General features: G+C 52.5%; 16 protein-coding genes, 1 tRNA gene and 2 pseudogenes. 13 read left to right on the top strand and 6 right to left on the bottom strand.

Features of this window, described 5'->3' with window-relative positions:
- Positions 1-151: 151 nt before the first annotated feature.
- A complete protein-coding gene (locus AC2FIZ_RS18435; protein WP_496791446.1) occupies positions 152-1,114 on the bottom strand; it encodes a LysR family transcriptional regulator in 963 nt (320 codons plus the stop codon).
- Between the two features lie 22 nt (positions 1,115-1,136).
- Between AC2FIZ_RS18435 and AC2FIZ_RS18430 the strand changes: the two genes are divergently transcribed.
- Positions 1,137-1,358, top strand: coding sequence for a hypothetical protein (locus AC2FIZ_RS18430; RefSeq protein WP_271951927.1), 222 nt, complete (start codon positions 1,137-1,139; stop codon positions 1,356-1,358).
- A gap of 329 nt (positions 1,359-1,687) precedes the next feature.
- On the opposite strand, the gene AC2FIZ_RS18425 is transcribed toward AC2FIZ_RS18430, so the two are convergent.
- From AC2FIZ_RS18425 to AC2FIZ_RS18415, 3 genes are all read right to left on the bottom strand, one after another.
- Positions 1,688-2,467, bottom strand: a complete 780-nt coding sequence (locus AC2FIZ_RS18425; RefSeq protein WP_281973673.1) for a methyltransferase domain-containing protein — start codon at positions 2,465-2,467, stop codon at positions 1,688-1,690.
- Between the two features lie 205 nt (positions 2,468-2,672).
- Positions 2,673-3,032, bottom strand: a complete 360-nt coding sequence (locus AC2FIZ_RS18420) for a YybH family protein (RefSeq protein ID WP_281973672.1) — start codon at positions 3,030-3,032, stop codon at positions 2,673-2,675.
- 250 nt (positions 3,033-3,282) lie between these two features.
- Positions 3,283-4,290, bottom strand: coding sequence for a helix-turn-helix domain-containing protein (locus tag AC2FIZ_RS18415; protein ID WP_281996007.1), 1,008 nt, complete (start codon positions 4,288-4,290; stop codon positions 3,283-3,285).
- Between the two features lie 111 nt (positions 4,291-4,401).
- Between AC2FIZ_RS18415 and AC2FIZ_RS18410 the strand changes: the two genes are divergently transcribed.
- From AC2FIZ_RS18410 to AC2FIZ_RS18385, 6 genes and pseudogenes are all read left to right on the top strand, one after another.
- Positions 4,402-5,913 carry a DUF1214 domain-containing protein gene (locus AC2FIZ_RS18410; RefSeq protein ID WP_496689834.1) on the top strand — a complete coding sequence of 504 codons (1,512 nt, stop codon included), beginning with the start codon at positions 4,402-4,404 and terminating at the stop codon, positions 5,911-5,913.
- A 32-nt stretch (positions 5,914-5,945) separates the two neighbouring features.
- Positions 5,946-7,439, top strand: a complete 1,494-nt coding sequence (locus tag AC2FIZ_RS18405) for a DUF1254 domain-containing protein (RefSeq protein WP_281973668.1) — start codon at positions 5,946-5,948, stop codon at positions 7,437-7,439.
- Positions 7,440-7,753: 314 nt separating this feature from the next.
- Positions 7,754-8,005, top strand: a pseudogene (locus AC2FIZ_RS18400) (HlyU family transcriptional regulator); the annotation flags it as partial.
- A 216-nt stretch (positions 8,006-8,221) separates the two neighbouring features.
- Positions 8,222-8,755 (top strand): cysteine dioxygenase family protein, encoded by a 534-nt coding sequence (locus AC2FIZ_RS18395; protein ID WP_496791445.1) that lies wholly within the window; start codon positions 8,222-8,224, stop codon positions 8,753-8,755.
- A gap of 125 nt (positions 8,756-8,880) precedes the next feature.
- Positions 8,881-9,948: an L-glyceraldehyde 3-phosphate reductase gene (mgrA, locus tag AC2FIZ_RS18390; RefSeq protein WP_142639603.1), complete on the top strand. Its 1,068-nt coding sequence runs from the start codon at positions 8,881-8,883 to the stop codon at positions 9,946-9,948.
- Between the two features lie 226 nt (positions 9,949-10,174).
- A complete protein-coding gene (locus AC2FIZ_RS18385) occupies positions 10,175-11,074 on the top strand; it encodes a sterol desaturase family protein (protein WP_496689894.1) in 900 nt (299 codons plus the stop codon).
- Between the two features lie 150 nt (positions 11,075-11,224).
- Here the strand turns inward: AC2FIZ_RS18385 and AC2FIZ_RS18380 are convergent.
- Together AC2FIZ_RS18380 and AC2FIZ_RS18375 are read right to left on the bottom strand one after the other, a co-directional pair.
- Positions 11,225-11,482, bottom strand: a pseudogene (locus AC2FIZ_RS18380) (cation efflux transmembrane domain-containing protein); the annotation flags it as partial.
- Between the two features lie 280 nt (positions 11,483-11,762).
- A complete protein-coding gene (locus tag AC2FIZ_RS18375; protein ID WP_010443174.1) occupies positions 11,763-12,998 on the bottom strand; it encodes an adenylate/guanylate cyclase domain-containing protein in 1,236 nt (411 codons plus the stop codon).
- A 978-nt stretch (positions 12,999-13,976) separates the two neighbouring features.
- On the opposite strand from AC2FIZ_RS18375, the gene AC2FIZ_RS18370 reads away from it, so the two are divergent.
- From AC2FIZ_RS18370 to AC2FIZ_RS18345, 6 genes are all read left to right on the top strand, one after another.
- Positions 13,977-14,070, top strand: a tRNA-OTHER gene (locus AC2FIZ_RS18370).
- A 19-nt stretch (positions 14,071-14,089) separates the two neighbouring features.
- On the top strand, positions 14,090-14,596 hold the full coding sequence (locus AC2FIZ_RS18365; RefSeq protein WP_281996008.1) for a hypothetical protein: 507 nt from the start codon (positions 14,090-14,092) through the stop codon (positions 14,594-14,596).
- Positions 14,575-14,775: a hypothetical protein gene (locus AC2FIZ_RS18360; protein WP_281996009.1), complete on the top strand. Its 201-nt coding sequence runs from the start codon at positions 14,575-14,577 to the stop codon at positions 14,773-14,775. The genes AC2FIZ_RS18365 and AC2FIZ_RS18360 overlap by 22 nt, the downstream gene beginning before the upstream one ends.
- Positions 14,776-15,837 carry a hypothetical protein gene (locus AC2FIZ_RS18355; protein WP_281996010.1) on the top strand — a complete coding sequence of 354 codons (1,062 nt, stop codon included), beginning with the start codon at positions 14,776-14,778 and terminating at the stop codon, positions 15,835-15,837.
- On the top strand, positions 15,830-15,994 hold the full coding sequence (locus tag AC2FIZ_RS18350) for a hypothetical protein (protein WP_281996011.1): 165 nt from the start codon (positions 15,830-15,832) through the stop codon (positions 15,992-15,994). Before AC2FIZ_RS18355 ends, AC2FIZ_RS18350 begins: the two co-directional genes overlap by 8 nt.
- Positions 15,987-16,472 carry a hypothetical protein gene (locus AC2FIZ_RS18345; RefSeq protein WP_281996012.1) on the top strand — a complete coding sequence of 162 codons (486 nt, stop codon included), beginning with the start codon at positions 15,987-15,989 and terminating at the stop codon, positions 16,470-16,472. The genes AC2FIZ_RS18350 and AC2FIZ_RS18345 overlap by 8 nt, the downstream gene beginning before the upstream one ends.
- The last annotated feature ends 179 nt before the right edge of the window (positions 16,473-16,651 follow it).

Genomic DNA, 16,651 nt, shown 5'->3' with positions numbered 1-16,651 from the left:
GACTTGGGCGCGGCGATCAATTCGACCTCCCTTTGTCATCTTCAAGAGTATCCTTGGGCTCGCCACATAAGGCTTCTATTCGCAATTGCGGTCGTGGCGTACATGCAAACTAGCTTGTTCGCGTGTTCTCAATCCTTTTTTGCCTAAATAACTACTTGTAGATTGCCGCATAGCGAGGTGCGAAGAACTTAACGAAGGCTCTAACCTCTGGCCGACGATAGGCTTCCAGCGAAATGAGCATTAGGTGCGGCACCGCAAGTTCGGGGATTTCGTCGAAACATCGGATAAAAGACATGTCTGTTTCCACCAGCTTGACATTGCTGATCCCAAGGCCTTGCCCTGACCTGATCGCCGCATGCATTAGCTCCAGTTCAGTGAAAGACATGACGATCTGGTCCGGCTCCACGTGATTGGTCAACCATTCGTGGAATACATTTGGTACATCGTCCCGCTGAAAGGTAACAAACTGATGCCCGGCCAGATCATTCGTTGACCCCGGTAAGCCAAATTTGTCCGCGTAATTTCTGCTGCCGAACAAAGACCAGCGGGCCGTGCTGATCTTACGACAGATCAGGTCAGGATCAGGTTCAGTTCTTGCAAGGCGCAAAGCAATGTCGGCCTCGCCCGCCATCAGGTCCAGCGCCCGAACGCTGGACAAAAACTCGAATGCGACATCCTGATTGTCGGCGGAAAACTCGTTTACGATTTCAATCATGCGTGCAGAGAAGTTTGCTGAGTAAGCGGTGATACGGATGGGTTGTGTCGACGTCAATTCTTTCGCGCAATCGGCAAATTCAAGGACTGAAGTCTCGATTGCTTCGGCGAGGGGAACGAGGCGAAGGGCTTCTGGGGTCGGTTTGAACCCGTGCGTACCGCGCTCAAAAAGCGTCAAGCCTGTTTCTCTTTCGAGAACATCAATGCGTCGGGCAACCGTTGGTTGGGAGACCTTTAGCTTTCTAGAGGCCGCAAGCGTCGACCCTTCTCTGAAGACAGAGAGGAACACACGAATATCCGACCAATTTCGGAACCCGTTCTTCATTTTTGTAGAACAGCACAATTTTGTGCCGGATACCAGAAAAACGGGAGAACAGTTACTGTTGTTGCGACAGCGCAATTAACTCGGAAAGGACCATGAGATGGCTTCCCATACAATGTCACCCAGCCTCTGGGCCGTATTTGGTGGACTGTTCGGTTGGACCAAAAGAGCCTTCCCCGAAACCCGGAAGCTGCGGCCTACAGCCAACGATCTTCACGCGGAACGCGACTATATTAATGACGTGATCTGGAGTAATCCCGATGCGTTTTCGAGTGAGCTTGACGTGCAGAACATGATGAACCTGTATCCAGGAAAGTTCTGACAACACTTGGTGACAATCGGCCGAATAAGGCGATTAGATCGCACCAAAATGCAGCTGCAAGCTGGAAGTGACAGCCACGCACCTGTGTTGTCGCCATAGAGTAAGTAGCAACACGAGACCTTCTGTCATCACACCTATCACTGCGGTCGTTCGAACGTCTGATCAATGCCTGCACGTCTGGCACTTCCTTGGGGCATCACCGACGACAATTAAATATGGACAAAAGATTTGCAGCACCAATTGGGGCGACTGTGACACCAATGGGGGTCTCTTCAACCGCGACTTTCAGGAAGCCTGCGGAAGAACCTATGCCGAGTTACTTCGCTCGATCACCCTTTTCTACGCGCCACGACGACAAATTGGGTCATCGAAAAGAAGAAGCGTCCAACTTTTGCAAGGCTGAACTGTTCGTCAAACCACGATTGCGCAACTGCGGGATCAACATAGTCATTTGCGACAGCGTATTGCTTCATGAGGTGCATCATCATGATTGCGAGGCCATCAGGCTTTAGCTGGTGATCTGTCATAGTGAACGACAAGACATCTTCCACATGGTCGCCGCGAGCCTTTATCAGTGCGGGCAGTCTTTCCGGGAGGGAACCACTCACAAAGTGCTGGTTCCAGGAAGTCAGCATCTTTTGCATTCTGTCGGGCTCATCGCTGAACCAAATCAAGCTACCAAAGTGCAGATCACTGATGACAAGCCGCCCGCCGGGTTTGACGCACCGCAGCGTGTCAGCCAACGCACCGTCTACGTCTTCGATGTACTCAAAGACTTGTACCGAGACCGCTTTGTCAGCACTCTCATTCTCAATGGGCAAGCTATTTGCAGCACCAGCACGAAACTCCACGTTTGCGTAGTCGCTGCATCGTTCTTTAGCGGCTGCTGTCATGTCAGTGCTTGGGTCGATCCCGATGACACAGCCATCCGAGCCAACTGCGCGAGCCAACTCTGCTGTCAACAGCCCGTTGCCACATCCGATGTCCAAAATAGTTTCACCGGGAGAAGGGCACAGCGCATCAAATGACACCTGTCGTCGCCGCGTCAATTCGGCTCCCTGATAGGCGGTTTCTAGTAATTTCGTTGTTTCAGCGTCAAACTTAAGCAACTCTCCACCCTTACAAAGCCCACCAGTCCCCGAAACTCTAGTCCGAAATGGCCCACAACATGGGGGCTAGACAGCTTCTTGGCAAGTTCGAGGTTCAGTATGGTAGATTCCTTTCAATTTAGCTCGGCTCGGTTGGTTTAGATAAAAACTATTTAACATCGGCAATTCGACGCATGGGAACAGACGGCAGCAAGCTGTTTAAATTCTAGGGATGCGTCTCATTAAGACTGCATAGGGTGATTAGCCATCGACCATCTGGTTGTCGCTCAAGCACATTCAGCGAAACGCCTTCACCTGTCGTGCCTTCGCTAAATTCTGCAAGACACCAGCCGAGTTCGCCGTCTCGACCTGCACTAGAGACATTGATTTTTTTGTCTTCTCCACCTTCCGCGACCCACTCTGCATGTGTGTCTTCAATAGCTTGCCTTCCAATGGAAGGTGGGCCGAAGGGAGAGTACATCTCTGCTTGCGCTGCAAACACGGAAGCGCATCCATTGGCGTCCCCTTGTCGGTAGCAGGCGACATAGTGGTCGAATACCTCCTGGCAATGTTGTTTGAAGGACATACAAACACTCCTAATTTCGCTGTCCTAGCATCAGGTTCTGCAATTCTACTGTCAAATCAACCTCGATCAGATTGTTTGCGTCGCTTCTACCTAGGACAAACCCGTCTTTGGTTTTGCGCCTGGGAACTGACATCTAAGCAAGATGCAGCATTTGACTCTTTGGGCTCAAGTAGACAATCGCTGTACAAGGCATAAATGACTGCTATGCGGACAAAGCAGGCATTCGAAGACTGGTCTCGCGACCCACATGTCAACTATGGTCGGAGTTCATCTTGCGATAGTCAGAGGGCGCCAGTCCCGTCAAATTCCTAAATGCGCGGCTGAAATTGTTTGCGGTTTCATATCCTAGCATGGAGGAGATACTGGAGACTGTCTCGCGCGTATCCGTTAGGAGTTCCTCGGCCCTTGCTACCCTAACATCGTTGACGATTTCGCGAAAACGAACCCCTTCGCTTGCTAACTTCCGTTGTAGTGTGCGAACGCCAAGATCGAGCGAACGCGCGGTGGCATCAATCGACATTTCCTCCCGATGAAGTTGTTGCCAAACCACCTCTTCGACTTGTCCTCGAAGTGTTTGGGGGGGGCCGCCCAATCGTTCACGAGAAATATCTCCGACAGTTGTCGAGCCGCCGCTAAGTTTTTTGGGCGTGGCTTCGGCTCGCAAAGTCGATGCATCAAACTCAACCCCAAGCCGGGTGGCGTTCCAGATTACAGGACAAGCGTAGGTGTCTTCTGCCTCGACAAATCCAGGAACCTTCGGGAAGTCCAAGAGCACGGCCGATGGCTTCCAGTCGTTTCCTAAATACGCGCGGAATATGCTCAGAAAAACCCCAACGGCCGAGAAACCGATGTCCGGATACGCGAAATGCGAGCGAAGTCCAAAACGATAACAGTAACGCGCGCTACTGCCCGTAGTTTCAAGCCACGCGCGATCCGCGGACGAATGAAATGGCATGACGGCAGAAGCTCGTATTAGCGCTGCCCCCAGCGTTGGAGCAGAAAGAACGTAGCTCCCCCAGGCGCCGTAATCAGCGACGGTGAGATACGGTGACCACAACAATCCGATGTTTTGTTGTCCCGCGGATCGTGCGGCTTCGTGCACAAAGGTCGCCAAGGCATGCTCCGAGATGTAACCGCCTCTTTCCTCAATGAAGTGAACAGGAAGATCGGCCGAGTCAAAAGCACGCAACAGGCGCCTTTCCCCTGCGGCCTCAAGCACAAACTGGGGCATCGCGCCCAAGGCCTTGGCCGAAATCATCGGTGGTAGGTTCAATCCGTCAACCCGCTTGTTTGCCCGCGTGTCGTGAAATGATACGCATCGGCTGAACGGATGTGCAAGCTTTCCCTAAACAGCAGGGAGCATTGCAATATGAAAATACTTCGGCCATTACACGGCGGTTTTTCGATGCATTTTTTGGGAATGGTGCTCGGCGCAGGTATTTCTGCTTCACCAGTTTTCTCCCAGTCCTTCAACGACACGGGCGACATCCTTGCACGATCAGCCGAGGTCGAGGACATCGAGTACAAGATCATGGTGCAGCGCGCCACTCAGACGGCCATCTGGGGAATGCCCGCCGCTGGTATGATCGATTTTCTGAAGGGCATTCGCCGCGACCTCGGTGGCGACTACAACGACATCATTTATCTCAACAAGCCGTTCGATTCCAAACATGGGTTTCTTACGGCTAACGATGTTACGGCCTATGCTTGGGCTTCAATGACCTCCGAACCCGGTCCCCTTGTCATTGAAGTGCCCGCAGCTACCGACAAGGTGAACTACTTCGGTACAATCGTGAATGCTTGGGATGTTCCTATCGTGGACGTTGGTCCCGATGGTTTCGATGAAGGTGCCGGCGGCAAGTACCTCATGCTACCCCCAGGCTACGAAGGGGATATGTCCCTAGAGGAATTAACTGAGGCGGGATACCTTCCCTTTGAAACAGATACCTACGAGTATGGTTTTTCGTTCCGGCCAAAACTGACGAATGGCGGAACGGACGCCGATGCGGCCGACTACGCTCAGACAATAAAGGTCTACTATTTGTCTGAGGCCGACAATCCACCGCCAAACAACTATTTCGAAGCGTCCGAAGTCCCGTACGACTCGCTTCCTTATTACAACGAGACCTTCTTTCAGGACTTGAACGATTACGTTCAAAACAACCCGATACGTCCACAAGACAAGGTTATGGTGAATTTTTTGAAAGATCTCGGGATCGAAAAGGGAAAGCCTTTCGAGCCAAGTGAACTTCAGATGCAGGCAATGAACGAGGGCTTGCTGCTCGCATATGCCTCGATGCAGAATTACTTTGTGACGCCTGGGAAAGCCATGATCCCACTTTGGGTCGACGATAGCGGCGAGATGAGGAGCCAGTGGCTGATTTGGGACTTCGCCGAAGGTCAACCGGAGGCTGGTTTCCCGTATGAGACAGAGACCGAAGTCCTTGTGGATGCGCGTGCGGGCGGCAGTTATTTCTGGATTACATACCTGCCGAAACAACTGGGCGGAGGTACATTTTATCTGACAGGTCTGCGCGACAGCGACGGAGAAATGTACGATCACAATCAGACCTATAGACTGAACGTCCCAGCGGACACACCTGCCGACGATTTTTGGTCCGTGATTGTTTATTCGATGGAGACCAAGAGCTTCATTCGGAACGTTGATCCTGTCGGTTTGTCCGAGCGCGACACTGATGCGATGCAGGCTAATGAAGACGGCTCCTACGACATTTATTTTGGCCCAGAGGCTCCGGACGGAAAGGAAAGCAACTGGGTACCAACCACAGAGCCGTACTTCCTGTTATTCCGCCTTTACGGGCCGCAAGACGGTTGGTTGGAAAGTGGCTGGATGTTGGGAGATCTCGAAAAAGTAAACTGACCACAAAACCAAAAAAACCAATGGAGGTAATAGTGAAAGCAAAGTCAGTTGCCTTGCTGTTCGCACTAGTAGTCGGATCGCAATCTACAGCCCAAGAGTTCAAAGCCGACGTGCCTGACAATATTCTAACTCCAGACCGAGTCGAGACCCAGACGCTTGGTGATCTTGAATTCTTCGATGGTATGCCATCGCCCGAGACGGTGGAGAAGGTCTTCGATAACCTTGATCTGATTAGGGCTACGACGGCGTTCTTAGATGGTATGAAAATCGCTTCGCTTCGGGCTATGTTTCAGGGGTACGAGGACTTAGGCGTCAATCCTAATGACGTCGTGATTGCAGAAGACCTGCTGGACGCGCGATCCATCTGGCTGACGCCCAATACCACCACAATCTACATTGGTTCGAATGTCGATATCTCTGATGGCCCGATGGTGATTGAGGTTCCGGCAGGTCTGCTTGGGTTGCTGGATGATGCCGCATTTGACTACGTGACGGATATCGGGGCGCTCGGCGCGGATAAGGGAGAAGGCGGCAAATACCTACTCTTGCACAACGATGATAAAACGCCGGTGCCCGACGGGTTCTTCGAGCTTCGCACCAAGACAAACGAGCACTGGTTGTTGCTGAGACGCTCACCGGACGCAGACGGAGATACAGCTGGGCCCGTTGCCGAGATCAAGGCGGGTCTGAATGTATATCCGCTTAGTGAAGCAGATAATCCACCCGCGGAAACTTTCCTGAATATCTCAGGCGTCCAACACAACACCGTTCACGCGAACAACGAAGACTTTTTTGAAGAGATCCACGTCGCGCTCGAAAACAATCCAATTGGTGCGTTCAGTCCGGAAATTGTAGGAACGTTTGCTTCCATAGGGATCAGGAAGGGCGAGCCCTTCGAACCCGATGCCCGTATGCAGGCCATTTTCAAGGAGGCGGCAGCGATAGCAAACGCCACGGCGCGAGCGATTACGTATGCCTCGCGCGATCCGGGAGTTTTCTTTTATGAAGACCGGCAATGGAACTCACCGTTTCAACGTCAGAGCTATCTGTTTCTTGAGGACGGTGCACGCATACTCGATGACCGTTCATACTTTTTCTATATGGCGACGGGCATAACGCCTGCGATGACCTCGCCACCGGTCGGTACGGGGTCTGTCTATGCGATGACGGCGCGAGACAACAACGGACAGTACCTGGATGGCTCAAAAACCTACAAGGTAACTCTCCCGGCACCCGTTCCCGCGAAAAACTTTGCGTCGTTTATGTTGTATAGCGGACAGACACGGTCGATCCTTGAAACTGACCTGGAATCCGGTGGTATCGACTCTAATCGACTGGGGATAAAGCCGAATGAGGATGGGAGTACCAGCATCTATTTTGGCCCGGAAGCCCCAGAAGGTTGGGAGAACAACTGGACGCAAACCATGCCCGGGCAAAGCTTCAACGTGATGATGCGCCTCTACGGACCGCTCGAGCCTTGGTTCGACAAGACCTGGCGTCCTGGTGATCTGGAACTGGTAGAATAAAGCGACAGCCGCGACTATCGGGCGACGCTACTTTTTGGCGTCGTCTTGCATTTTCTTCGGTGTCGGTTTTGGGCTCAAAGCGGTCGTCGGCGGCGGCGTGTCAGAATGGCGGTCTGGACAGTCTTACAAGGGAGCGTGGTGTGGGGAATGGACTTCTACCGCGGATCTGGACGTACTAGGCAACGCAAGGAGCGTGCCAACGGATCGAAGGCAAATGTTGTGATAGCACGACATGCTTCACGCCTGTCCTAAGCGGCGCTAGTCTCCCGTCATAGCAACGCTGAAAGGAGCCGCCCAATGTCCTCTTCTCTAAACTCTTCGGTGGTGGTGAAAAGTCGGAGCCGGAGCCAGTCTCTTACAGAGGGTTCGAAATCTTTCCGGACCTGATGCCCGAAGGTGGCAAGTACCGCCTTATAGCCCGTATCGAAAAGACCATCGGCGGAAATCGCAAGACCCATACAGTGATCCGGGCGGATGTTTTTGAGACCCGGGATCAGGGCGAAAGCTTCAGCATCGCAAAGGCGAAACAGGTGATCGACGAGCAGGGCAACCGCATTTTCGATTAAGCAAACAGACAGCCTAATTTATGCGATGCAATCGACGGATGGTTCCGCAAATTAGACATCCGCCCCGATCTGGTGAAAGAACGCTAAGCAAGCCAAGCAGTCATTGGAAGTCTTAGATGCCCGATACATGCAGCTGCAATCTGGGTCCCAATTTCGTCTATTTTACAGCATGTGCTACCCTGTTGCATTTATCGTATGCAATTGAGGGCTGAAGATATGTGGAACATGGAACAGTTTGTAGCGGACTGCCGGACCGCAGTAGATCAGGACGCGTCTCACAAATCGGTGGCTGAGGTGGTGGACCGGGCGATGCGCGATCCCGCGGGCGTGACGCAAGCCTTGGGAGAGCCGACCGAAAGCGGTATCTTTCCCATTTACAAGTCAGGTGATCTGACAATCGTCAACGTCGTATGGAAGCCAGGAATGACCATAATGCCCCACAATCACGAAATGTGGGCCGTGATCGGTATTTATGGTGGCCGAGAAGATAACATTTTTTGGCGGCGCGTAGCAGATGACCCTAACGGACGCATTGAAGCGGCGGGGGCTCGAGCATTGTCGACGGGTGAATATGCTCCGCTTGGTAAGGACCTCATTCACTCGGTTACAAACCCTATCCCCAAGTTGACCGGAGCAATCCACTTATACGGCGGGGATTTTTTTGAAGCTGAGCGAAGCGAATGGGATCCTGAAAACCTGACGGAACATGCCTATGACATGTCGAAGGTTCGCGCGTTATTCGAGGACTAGTTTGCAGTTTGACAATCTGCGCTGGCAATGCCTTAGGCATGTTCCGTCTATATGTCAGGCTTCGCTGATAGCCGATTACTATCTCGTTGAATTGACACGGGGTGATGATCTCGGATTATGGACAGATGAGCAAATTACAACGCCCCCCGAAGCCTCGGCCACGCCCATTTCTTCCTAATCCGGACCGCTACGAGCAAATGGTCTATCGCCGTTGTGGGCAGTCTGGCATAAAGCTACCCGCGATAAGCCTTGGGCTATGGCACAACTTTGGTGGGGATACCCCGCACCAGACAAAGCGCGATCTCTGCCGCACTGCTTTTGACTTGGGTGTAACGCACTTTGATTTAGCAAATAACTATGGCCCACCACCGGGATCGGCGGAAGAAGCATTCGGTGAAATTTTAAAAACTGATTTCGCAGGCTATCGGGACGAACTCATCATATCTACCAAGGCAGGGTATGATATGTGGCCGGGCCCCTATGGGGAGTGGGGATCACGAAAGTATCTTGTGGCCTCTTGTGATCAGTCGCTCAAGCGGATGGGGTTAGAATACGCAGATATCTTTTATTCCCACCGTTACGATCCAGATACCCCTCTGGAAGAAACTATGGGGGCCTTAGACTATATAGTGCGCTCTGGGCGCGCACTTTACGTCGGAGTTTCAAGCTACAACTCGCAACGAACGCGCGAAGCGCTGGCCATCTTGAAAGACCTTGGCACGCCGTGCCTGATTCATCAGCCGTCGTATAACCTACTCAACCGTTGGGTTGAGCGGGACGGGCTGTTGGATACGCTTGACGAATTGAACGTGGGATCGATTGCGTTCACGCCACTTGCCCAGGGTATTTTGACATCGAAGTATCTGAACGGCATTCCCGAAGACAGTCGTGCGACCCAAGGCAAGTCTTTATTGGACGGCATGATCAACGAACGTTCATTGACGAGTGTCAGGGCTCTAAACGACATAGCGGCGTCACGCGGTCAATCATTAGCTCAGATGGCGCTTGCTTGGGTGCTGAGAGGTGACCGGATTACGACAGCCCTTGTTGGCGCTTCGCGACCTGAGCAGATCGTGGATTGCGTAGGTGCGGTCCAGAATTTGGAATTTACCGAAGCGGAACTCGCTAAGATTGACGAGGTAAGCTCGGAAGAGGAAATCAATCTCTGGGCGCGATCCTCGGAAATTGAGTAAGATTGTTGACCACTGATTTTTGGTGCTAGCAGGTTCTTCTGCTTAATCGCATGGCGTTTCTGCTTTGGGCTCGAAGCAGACGTTCGGTTAATTCCGCTGAATGTCCGCCTTGCGGACCAAGCCGCCCTCAGATGGTATCGCTTGCATGTCTGCGTTACATTGGAACGGTCGTCGCCTAGAACAGCTTGCAATTCTATCGCGACGGAAACCCGAATAGTGGATGTCCATGTCCGACACAATCCTAGCTGCTGAACCAACTATCCGCATTATTGCCTTCCTATCCGTCCTGGCGGCGATGGCACTTTGGGAAGTGGCCGCACCCCGGCGAAGTCGGGATATTCCGCGCGTTATCCGATGGACAAACAACCTTGCGCTCGTGGTGCTCGACACCGCCATCCTGCGGCTGACCTTTCCAATCCTCGCAGTTGGTCTCGCAGCCATGGCCGAGGATCGCGGATGGGGGCTCTTCAATAACATCGAGGCGCCGGTTTGGGTTGCCATCGTGGTCTCCATGCTGCTTCTAGATCTCGCAATTTATCTTCAGCATGTGATGTTCCACGCCGTACCGGGGCTTTGGCGTCTGCACCGGATGCATCACGCCGACCTTGATTTTGACGCGACTACTGGCTTGCGTTTCCATCCGGTAGAAATCCTCATCTCGATGGGGATCAAGCTAGCGGTCGTAGCAACCTTGGGGCCACCCGCTGTCGCCGTGCTCCTTTTCGAGGTGACCCTGAACGCTACCGCGCTCTTCAATCACGCAAACATTGAATTGCCGCGTCCTGTGGATCGAATTCTCAGATGGATCGTCGTCACACCAGACATGCACCGAGTCCACCATTCAGTCGATCCAAGCGAGACCAACTCGAACTTTGGCTTTAATCTACCGTGGTGGGACCGACTTCTAGGCACTTACGTTGCGCAACCCAAGAAGGGGCACAAAAGCATGGAAATCGGCATCAAGCAGTTTCGCACACGCCGAGACCTCTGGCTCGACCGAATGCTGATTCAGCCGCTGCGCGGCCCGGCGAGCGGAGGTGCCCTCGACGCCGCGGGCCAACAGATGCGATCTTCATCTGTCTCGTCCGGGCAAACCAAGCTTGGCAATGACCAAATAGACCAATAGCGCTGAACCAAAGACTGCTTTGCCGCGCTTGAGTGTTATGCGCAAGGCTTTAAGCGTCGGCAGAAAAGTCCGCAAAGTGGACATACATCGCGATATTGCAAATGACCGCGTGGAGCCCATACCTGTGTAGTTTGCCCTCCGCAGCGAATGTCAGCTTGTCCCAGCTGTTCTATGCTCATGCGCTGCTTCCTCGTGCCGTTCCTCAAGAGCCTGACGAATGATCTGGTACGAAGATGACAAGAAGAGGCTTGCCATGATCGCAGCAACTATTAGGTCAGGCCAACCTGTTGCCGTGCCCCAGACTCCTAACGCGGCAATCATAACAGCTACGTTGCCGATGGCGTCGTTCCGCGAGCATAACCAGACTGATCGCACGTTGGCGTCTCCATCCTTGTAGCTAACAAGCAAGAATATGGCTCAAGTTCACTCGAGCGCTCGGCAATGGACCTCGCGATCAACGTCGTGGTGAGGTCCATAGCAACCTTCTAAGCCGTGGCCATGCCAATTGCCTTGATGGTGCCTGCCCATGCACCCTGACAATGCAATCACTATGACCAAGAATGCCGCTCTGCGCGGGTGCATGATCCAACAGTTCTGTTCCATGTGCAAACCAACCTAGTAACAATCCGGCTACCTTTGCTTTGACGCAGGTCAACACCCCATTGCGGCAGCTTCCAAATAGCGGCAGTTAGTCTATCGTGAACAGCTCCTGTTTTTCAGCAACACCGCGCAATCTGTATTGCCCCAGGGAAACAAGACTTGGAATGGAGCCCACCAAGTCGCCCGCCACCTTGTCGGAAACAACAATGTTCTGATCAAGCGCACTGCACATGCCTAAAATGCGCGAAGTTGTGTTTACCGCTGGGCCGACCACTGTGAAATCTAAGCGAGATCTACCGCCGATGTTGCCGTAAAGAACATCGCCTGCGTGCAACGAAAGAGTGAAGCCGGTCGTTGGCAAACCATCCGCTTGCCGTCGTTGGTTGAGTTCCTCAAAAGTATCTCGCAACTCCGCTGCCGCGTAAATTGCGACGCGGCGAGCGTCCGGAACTTGATTGATATCGAAGATGGCAAGCATTCCATCTCCCATGAATTTCAGAACGTTACCGCCATTGCGTTCGACTACGTCAACAGCTTCCGCGAAGTAGTCGTTTAGCAATTCTATGATTGAGTCCCCCGGAAGCGCCTCTGACAATTTGGTAAATCCTTGCAGGTCAAAATACCAAATCACCGCTGAAATAGTTTCCGATGAACCTCGGGTGATGTCCCCGGAAAGAACGCGCCTACTGGCGTCTTTGCCCAGATATGCGGCTGTAATGTCTTCAGCCATCAATCGGTTCGCCCCACATTTCAGCGTCAGGCAAAGTGGAGATATCAGTTGACGCAAACCATCAAGTTGCTCGCTCGTGAAGCCCCCGTTCGCGTCGGTTGTCAATGAGATTATAGCACCTTCATAGGCCTGCATTGGATCGACTGGCGTAGTATTGTCCTGAATAAGGAAAAACCGTTTAACAGCGAAGTAGTCAGTTGCACCGCGCTCGCGAAGTTCGTCGAAGATCGGAAAGTTGAGCGCGGGTTCTTCGACTGTCAGATCTTGTCTGATCTCTTCAACGTTGTTTGCCAAAAGATAATAAATTGGGCTTAGAACGTATTCCTCAGGCGCATCCGTTCTTCGGACAAAGTTCTCTCGCTCATGACCGCCATCCCTGTGCCAGCGAAAAGCGACAGTCCCAATTTCGGGATGATGAGCGCGAACAGTGATGTTTGCTCTTTGAAGCGGAATTCCTGCCGAAACAAGACGGTTGCAGAATGCTTCAAGCCAGAGCTCCACAGGCGCATTCTCTAAGCCCTGTTGAACCAGCCAATCTGCTATGTCCTGGATGGCGGCAGTCAGTTCCCAGTTTTGGACTAAAGGAGCTGCCATGATGTCCTCTTAATGAGCTATCTGAACAGTTGGCTCTTAGTCTAATTCACTTCAAGGACACATCAAATTCAATTCTCCCACTGCGCTTGCAGCCCTAAGGTATATGCTGATCTTGTGGCGTATTGCACGCGCGACACTTGGGCAATGGTCGCAATTCATCAGGAATTGCTGGCGATGTGAGCTGTGGCGCATACCGCAAGACTTTTGCGACTGAGCTCTGCGGGGTATCTGTGTGATCTGTCGGCGTTGAGGCAACCGAAATACTCAATCTTGCCACTCCAACCGATACAAGACGTGGTGACCGCGTAGACCTTTCAGAAGTCTGGGTTCAATTTCAGAGCAGCCTGATCAGATCATTTCAATCTTCGCCGTCGGATAGGTGTGTTTGGTGTAGCAGCATCTTGGCTGACATGGCGAAGTCTGCCCGCGGAGCCGAAAGCGGCTACAGACGACGAAATTGGAAACGAATTCTTAGATAAATCCAAGACTCGAGCAATTTTTGCTGATGACATCGAATATCAGAAGAGGATTCGAGAGGAATTCTCTGAAAACGACGACGAGTGACTTTTTCATTTTCCTTTTGACAGTGGATTCTTAAGTCAACCAAGCCTTGGCGAGTACGCTCGTTTTCGTTGTTCCAAATCATATTCCTGAGACTGCGGAACCAATGAGAGCTACTCGCATCAAGCGTTCTCGAGGTATTTTCCCTGATGCTGCAAGTACGAATAATGTGAGCATTAGTATCGGTCGATTCTTCATTTAGCGAAGTCATGTGAGCCGTTGCTTAAACCGCACATTCGTAGAAATGCTGATGGAAATAAGTTATTATTTTCAATCAGCTATAAGTAACTTGACTTAGCGCGTCAGTTTCCGTCTTGACGTGGGCGCCGGAATTGGATCAGCCTTAGCGCATGTCAAACGCACGCACCATCTGCCAACGAATATCGACCTGAGGTCGATAACCCACGCGAAATCCGTGGGAGGCAGCATTGGTATGCGGGCGAGGCTTATATCCTTGTAATTGCTCCAGATTAGAGTGCACGAGTCGGTTCGATTCCGACGCCTCCTACCATCCTCAGGAGGTGTCCGACATGGCGGACGAAGTTACGAACGCAATTGATTTCGACGACATCAAGCAATCGGTCGAGGAGAGCCTCGGACGCACACCCGAAGGCTGGTCCGGCTTGACCACAAAGCTCTTCACAGAGGTTAAGGAATACTGCGAACTGAAGGGTGCCACCTACCCCTTTGTCCTCCAGATCAAGGAGAAGCTGGGAGAGCTCCGCATCTACCACAGGTGTGATGATCGACACATTCAGTCGATGATCGCTGAGACGATTGCGCGTGCAAATCACAGCTGTGAACGATGCGGGAATAGTGCCGAGACCCAACTTCTGGACGGCTGGTACACGACCCTGTGCTGTTGGTGCGCGCATGATGTCGCGAGCAAGCGCCATCCGGAACGGCACCGGCTGTTTGGCGTTCGAAAGAAGCCCATTCGAGATCAAATGACGTGCTCGGTCTGTGGCTTTTTCGGTCAGATCGACCGAACGGATGACCGTAATCGGTGCCCCGCGTGCGTGAAGAAGAACTGGTGATGACCGCCGAACAAAAAGTGAACTTCGATAAGATTATGGAAGACTACGACGATGAGGACTACGCCCGGAAGCTCATGAATACGGGCTCACTGGCCACCGGTCATGTCCCGCCGATTGCCCTTTGCCATATCCCGGGAGGGGTCTTCCATCTCAACAAGACCAAGTTCTGGAGAATGTGAATGATGGATGATGTCGAAAAGAGCTGGAAGGAATTTCGGGAAAAGGTCCGAGGTGTGATCGAGAACCATGGAGCGCCAGATGATCTCCGCTCATTTGACGCCTGGTACGCCGAAGAGATGCGTTTGGTGATGGCGCACAACTACCCAGCTCCGCACGTCTCTGACGTCACATGGTCGACCGAGGTTCTGCATGCCGAGTGTGATGACCGCGAAGTGGTCGACCGTATGATGACTGCTATGGCGGAGGTTTCACATGATCTCAAAGAGGCGCGGGCCGGGAGGTCAGTGATGAGCAGTGTTGTCGACTGGAACGATATTCATGGAAGCGTCTTCAAGCAGCTTGGTGAGTATCGTGCCGGGTGGGCGGAGCAGCTTACGCTTGCACTTGAGAAAGTGAAGAGGTTGATCGACGAGCAGCCCGACCTGTTTGGTGATGAACACCCGTCCATCGTTCAGATCAAACAGAAATGGGGAGGCTTGCGCGTCTATGAGGGCCCGGACTGCAACCAGGCTGCGAGTGAAGAGATTCAATGGCGAGTCGATCAGATTGAGCAAACCTGTGAAGGTTGTTCTAATTCTGCCCAACGCCAGAACTTCCTTGGGTTTGTGACGACGCTTTGCAGCTGGTGCTACAATGATGCTCTGCGGCGGCGATTTGAGGGCGCTGAAGAATCCTGGCCCGACAGCCTGAGGCTGGACATTGTGGAAAACTATCCAGACCTCGTTTCTCCGGATTGCGCATCTCTTGTTCCTGCTGTCGGAAAGGGCTGGCTCGTCATGATTTCGCAAGCACTCCACAAGCTTTCCTTCAGTCAGGATTTCAGGGCACTGGACCTTGGAACTATTCAGATCTCGGAAATTAGGAAAGGCCGGGATGGCAAGATTTCCATCGGTTTCAGTCGATACCACGATCTCATTCAGGAGTACGCTGACTGGATGGAATTTCGATGCGGTGTGACGTGTGAAGAGTGTGGCCACGTTGGTGACATCGTTCGGACAGCCGACGGGTCTCAAGTGCTCTGTTCTCACTGTTACTGTACTCGGGAGAAGTCTGATGGGTGATGACGACGACGTTGAGCTGGATGAACAAACCTTGCGTTTGCTTAGGCTTCGGGAGGCTGAAATTGCGGCCGGTCGAGCGAAACTAACCAAGCCGATCTCAGCGGATGAGATCCGGGCGCGAAAGGTTACTGAGCCGAAAGACAAGACAGATGAGTGACGAACTTTCTAGCGATGACCTGATTACCGAGATTCGCGCGCGCTTGAAAGCGGATGAAGATTTTTGGCCAGCATTGCTGGAGGTTGTGCAAGAGCACGTGGTGGAAGTCGTGCCAAAGCCCGACGAGGTTCCCGAGTGGACAGACGAGTGGATCGCTGAGAACAAAAGAGGCGAAGTTTGTTCAGTAAAAGAAATCTTCGGACGCCCGTTACAGGATGTTCCTCTGGATGACTTGATCGCAGAGTTGCAAGCTCGTCGCAAAGAGGGTCCGGAGGTCTGGCTTGCATTGCGCAAAATGATTTTCGAGCAAATCGCCGATTTTGCACAGCGTCCGACCGATGCGCCCAAATGGCGGGATGAATGGGTCAAAGAGAACACCTGGGATCTAGTGACGGACATCGATGATGTCGAGATCACTGATGGCAGCGGCAACGTGTTCGACGACCTCGGGATCGAAGACCCAAGGAAGAAGACTTAGTGATGGGGCCTGAGCATTTCAGCTTGATCTTATCCGCCGTGATCATTGTCGCGTTGGCGATCTACGTCAGATACATCGTCCATACTGCCGGAAAAGATCGCGAAGTCGATCCAGAGCGAGTTCAAAGGATCATGCGAGATCTGGACTACAGCCACCTGGACCGAGTGATGAAACGGCGA

The sequence above is a fragment of the Ruegeria sp. CDSB022 genome (assembly GCF_059611145.1).
The sequence above is the reverse complement of the archived record's forward strand: the minus strand, read 5'-3'. Positions and strand labels throughout refer to the sequence as shown.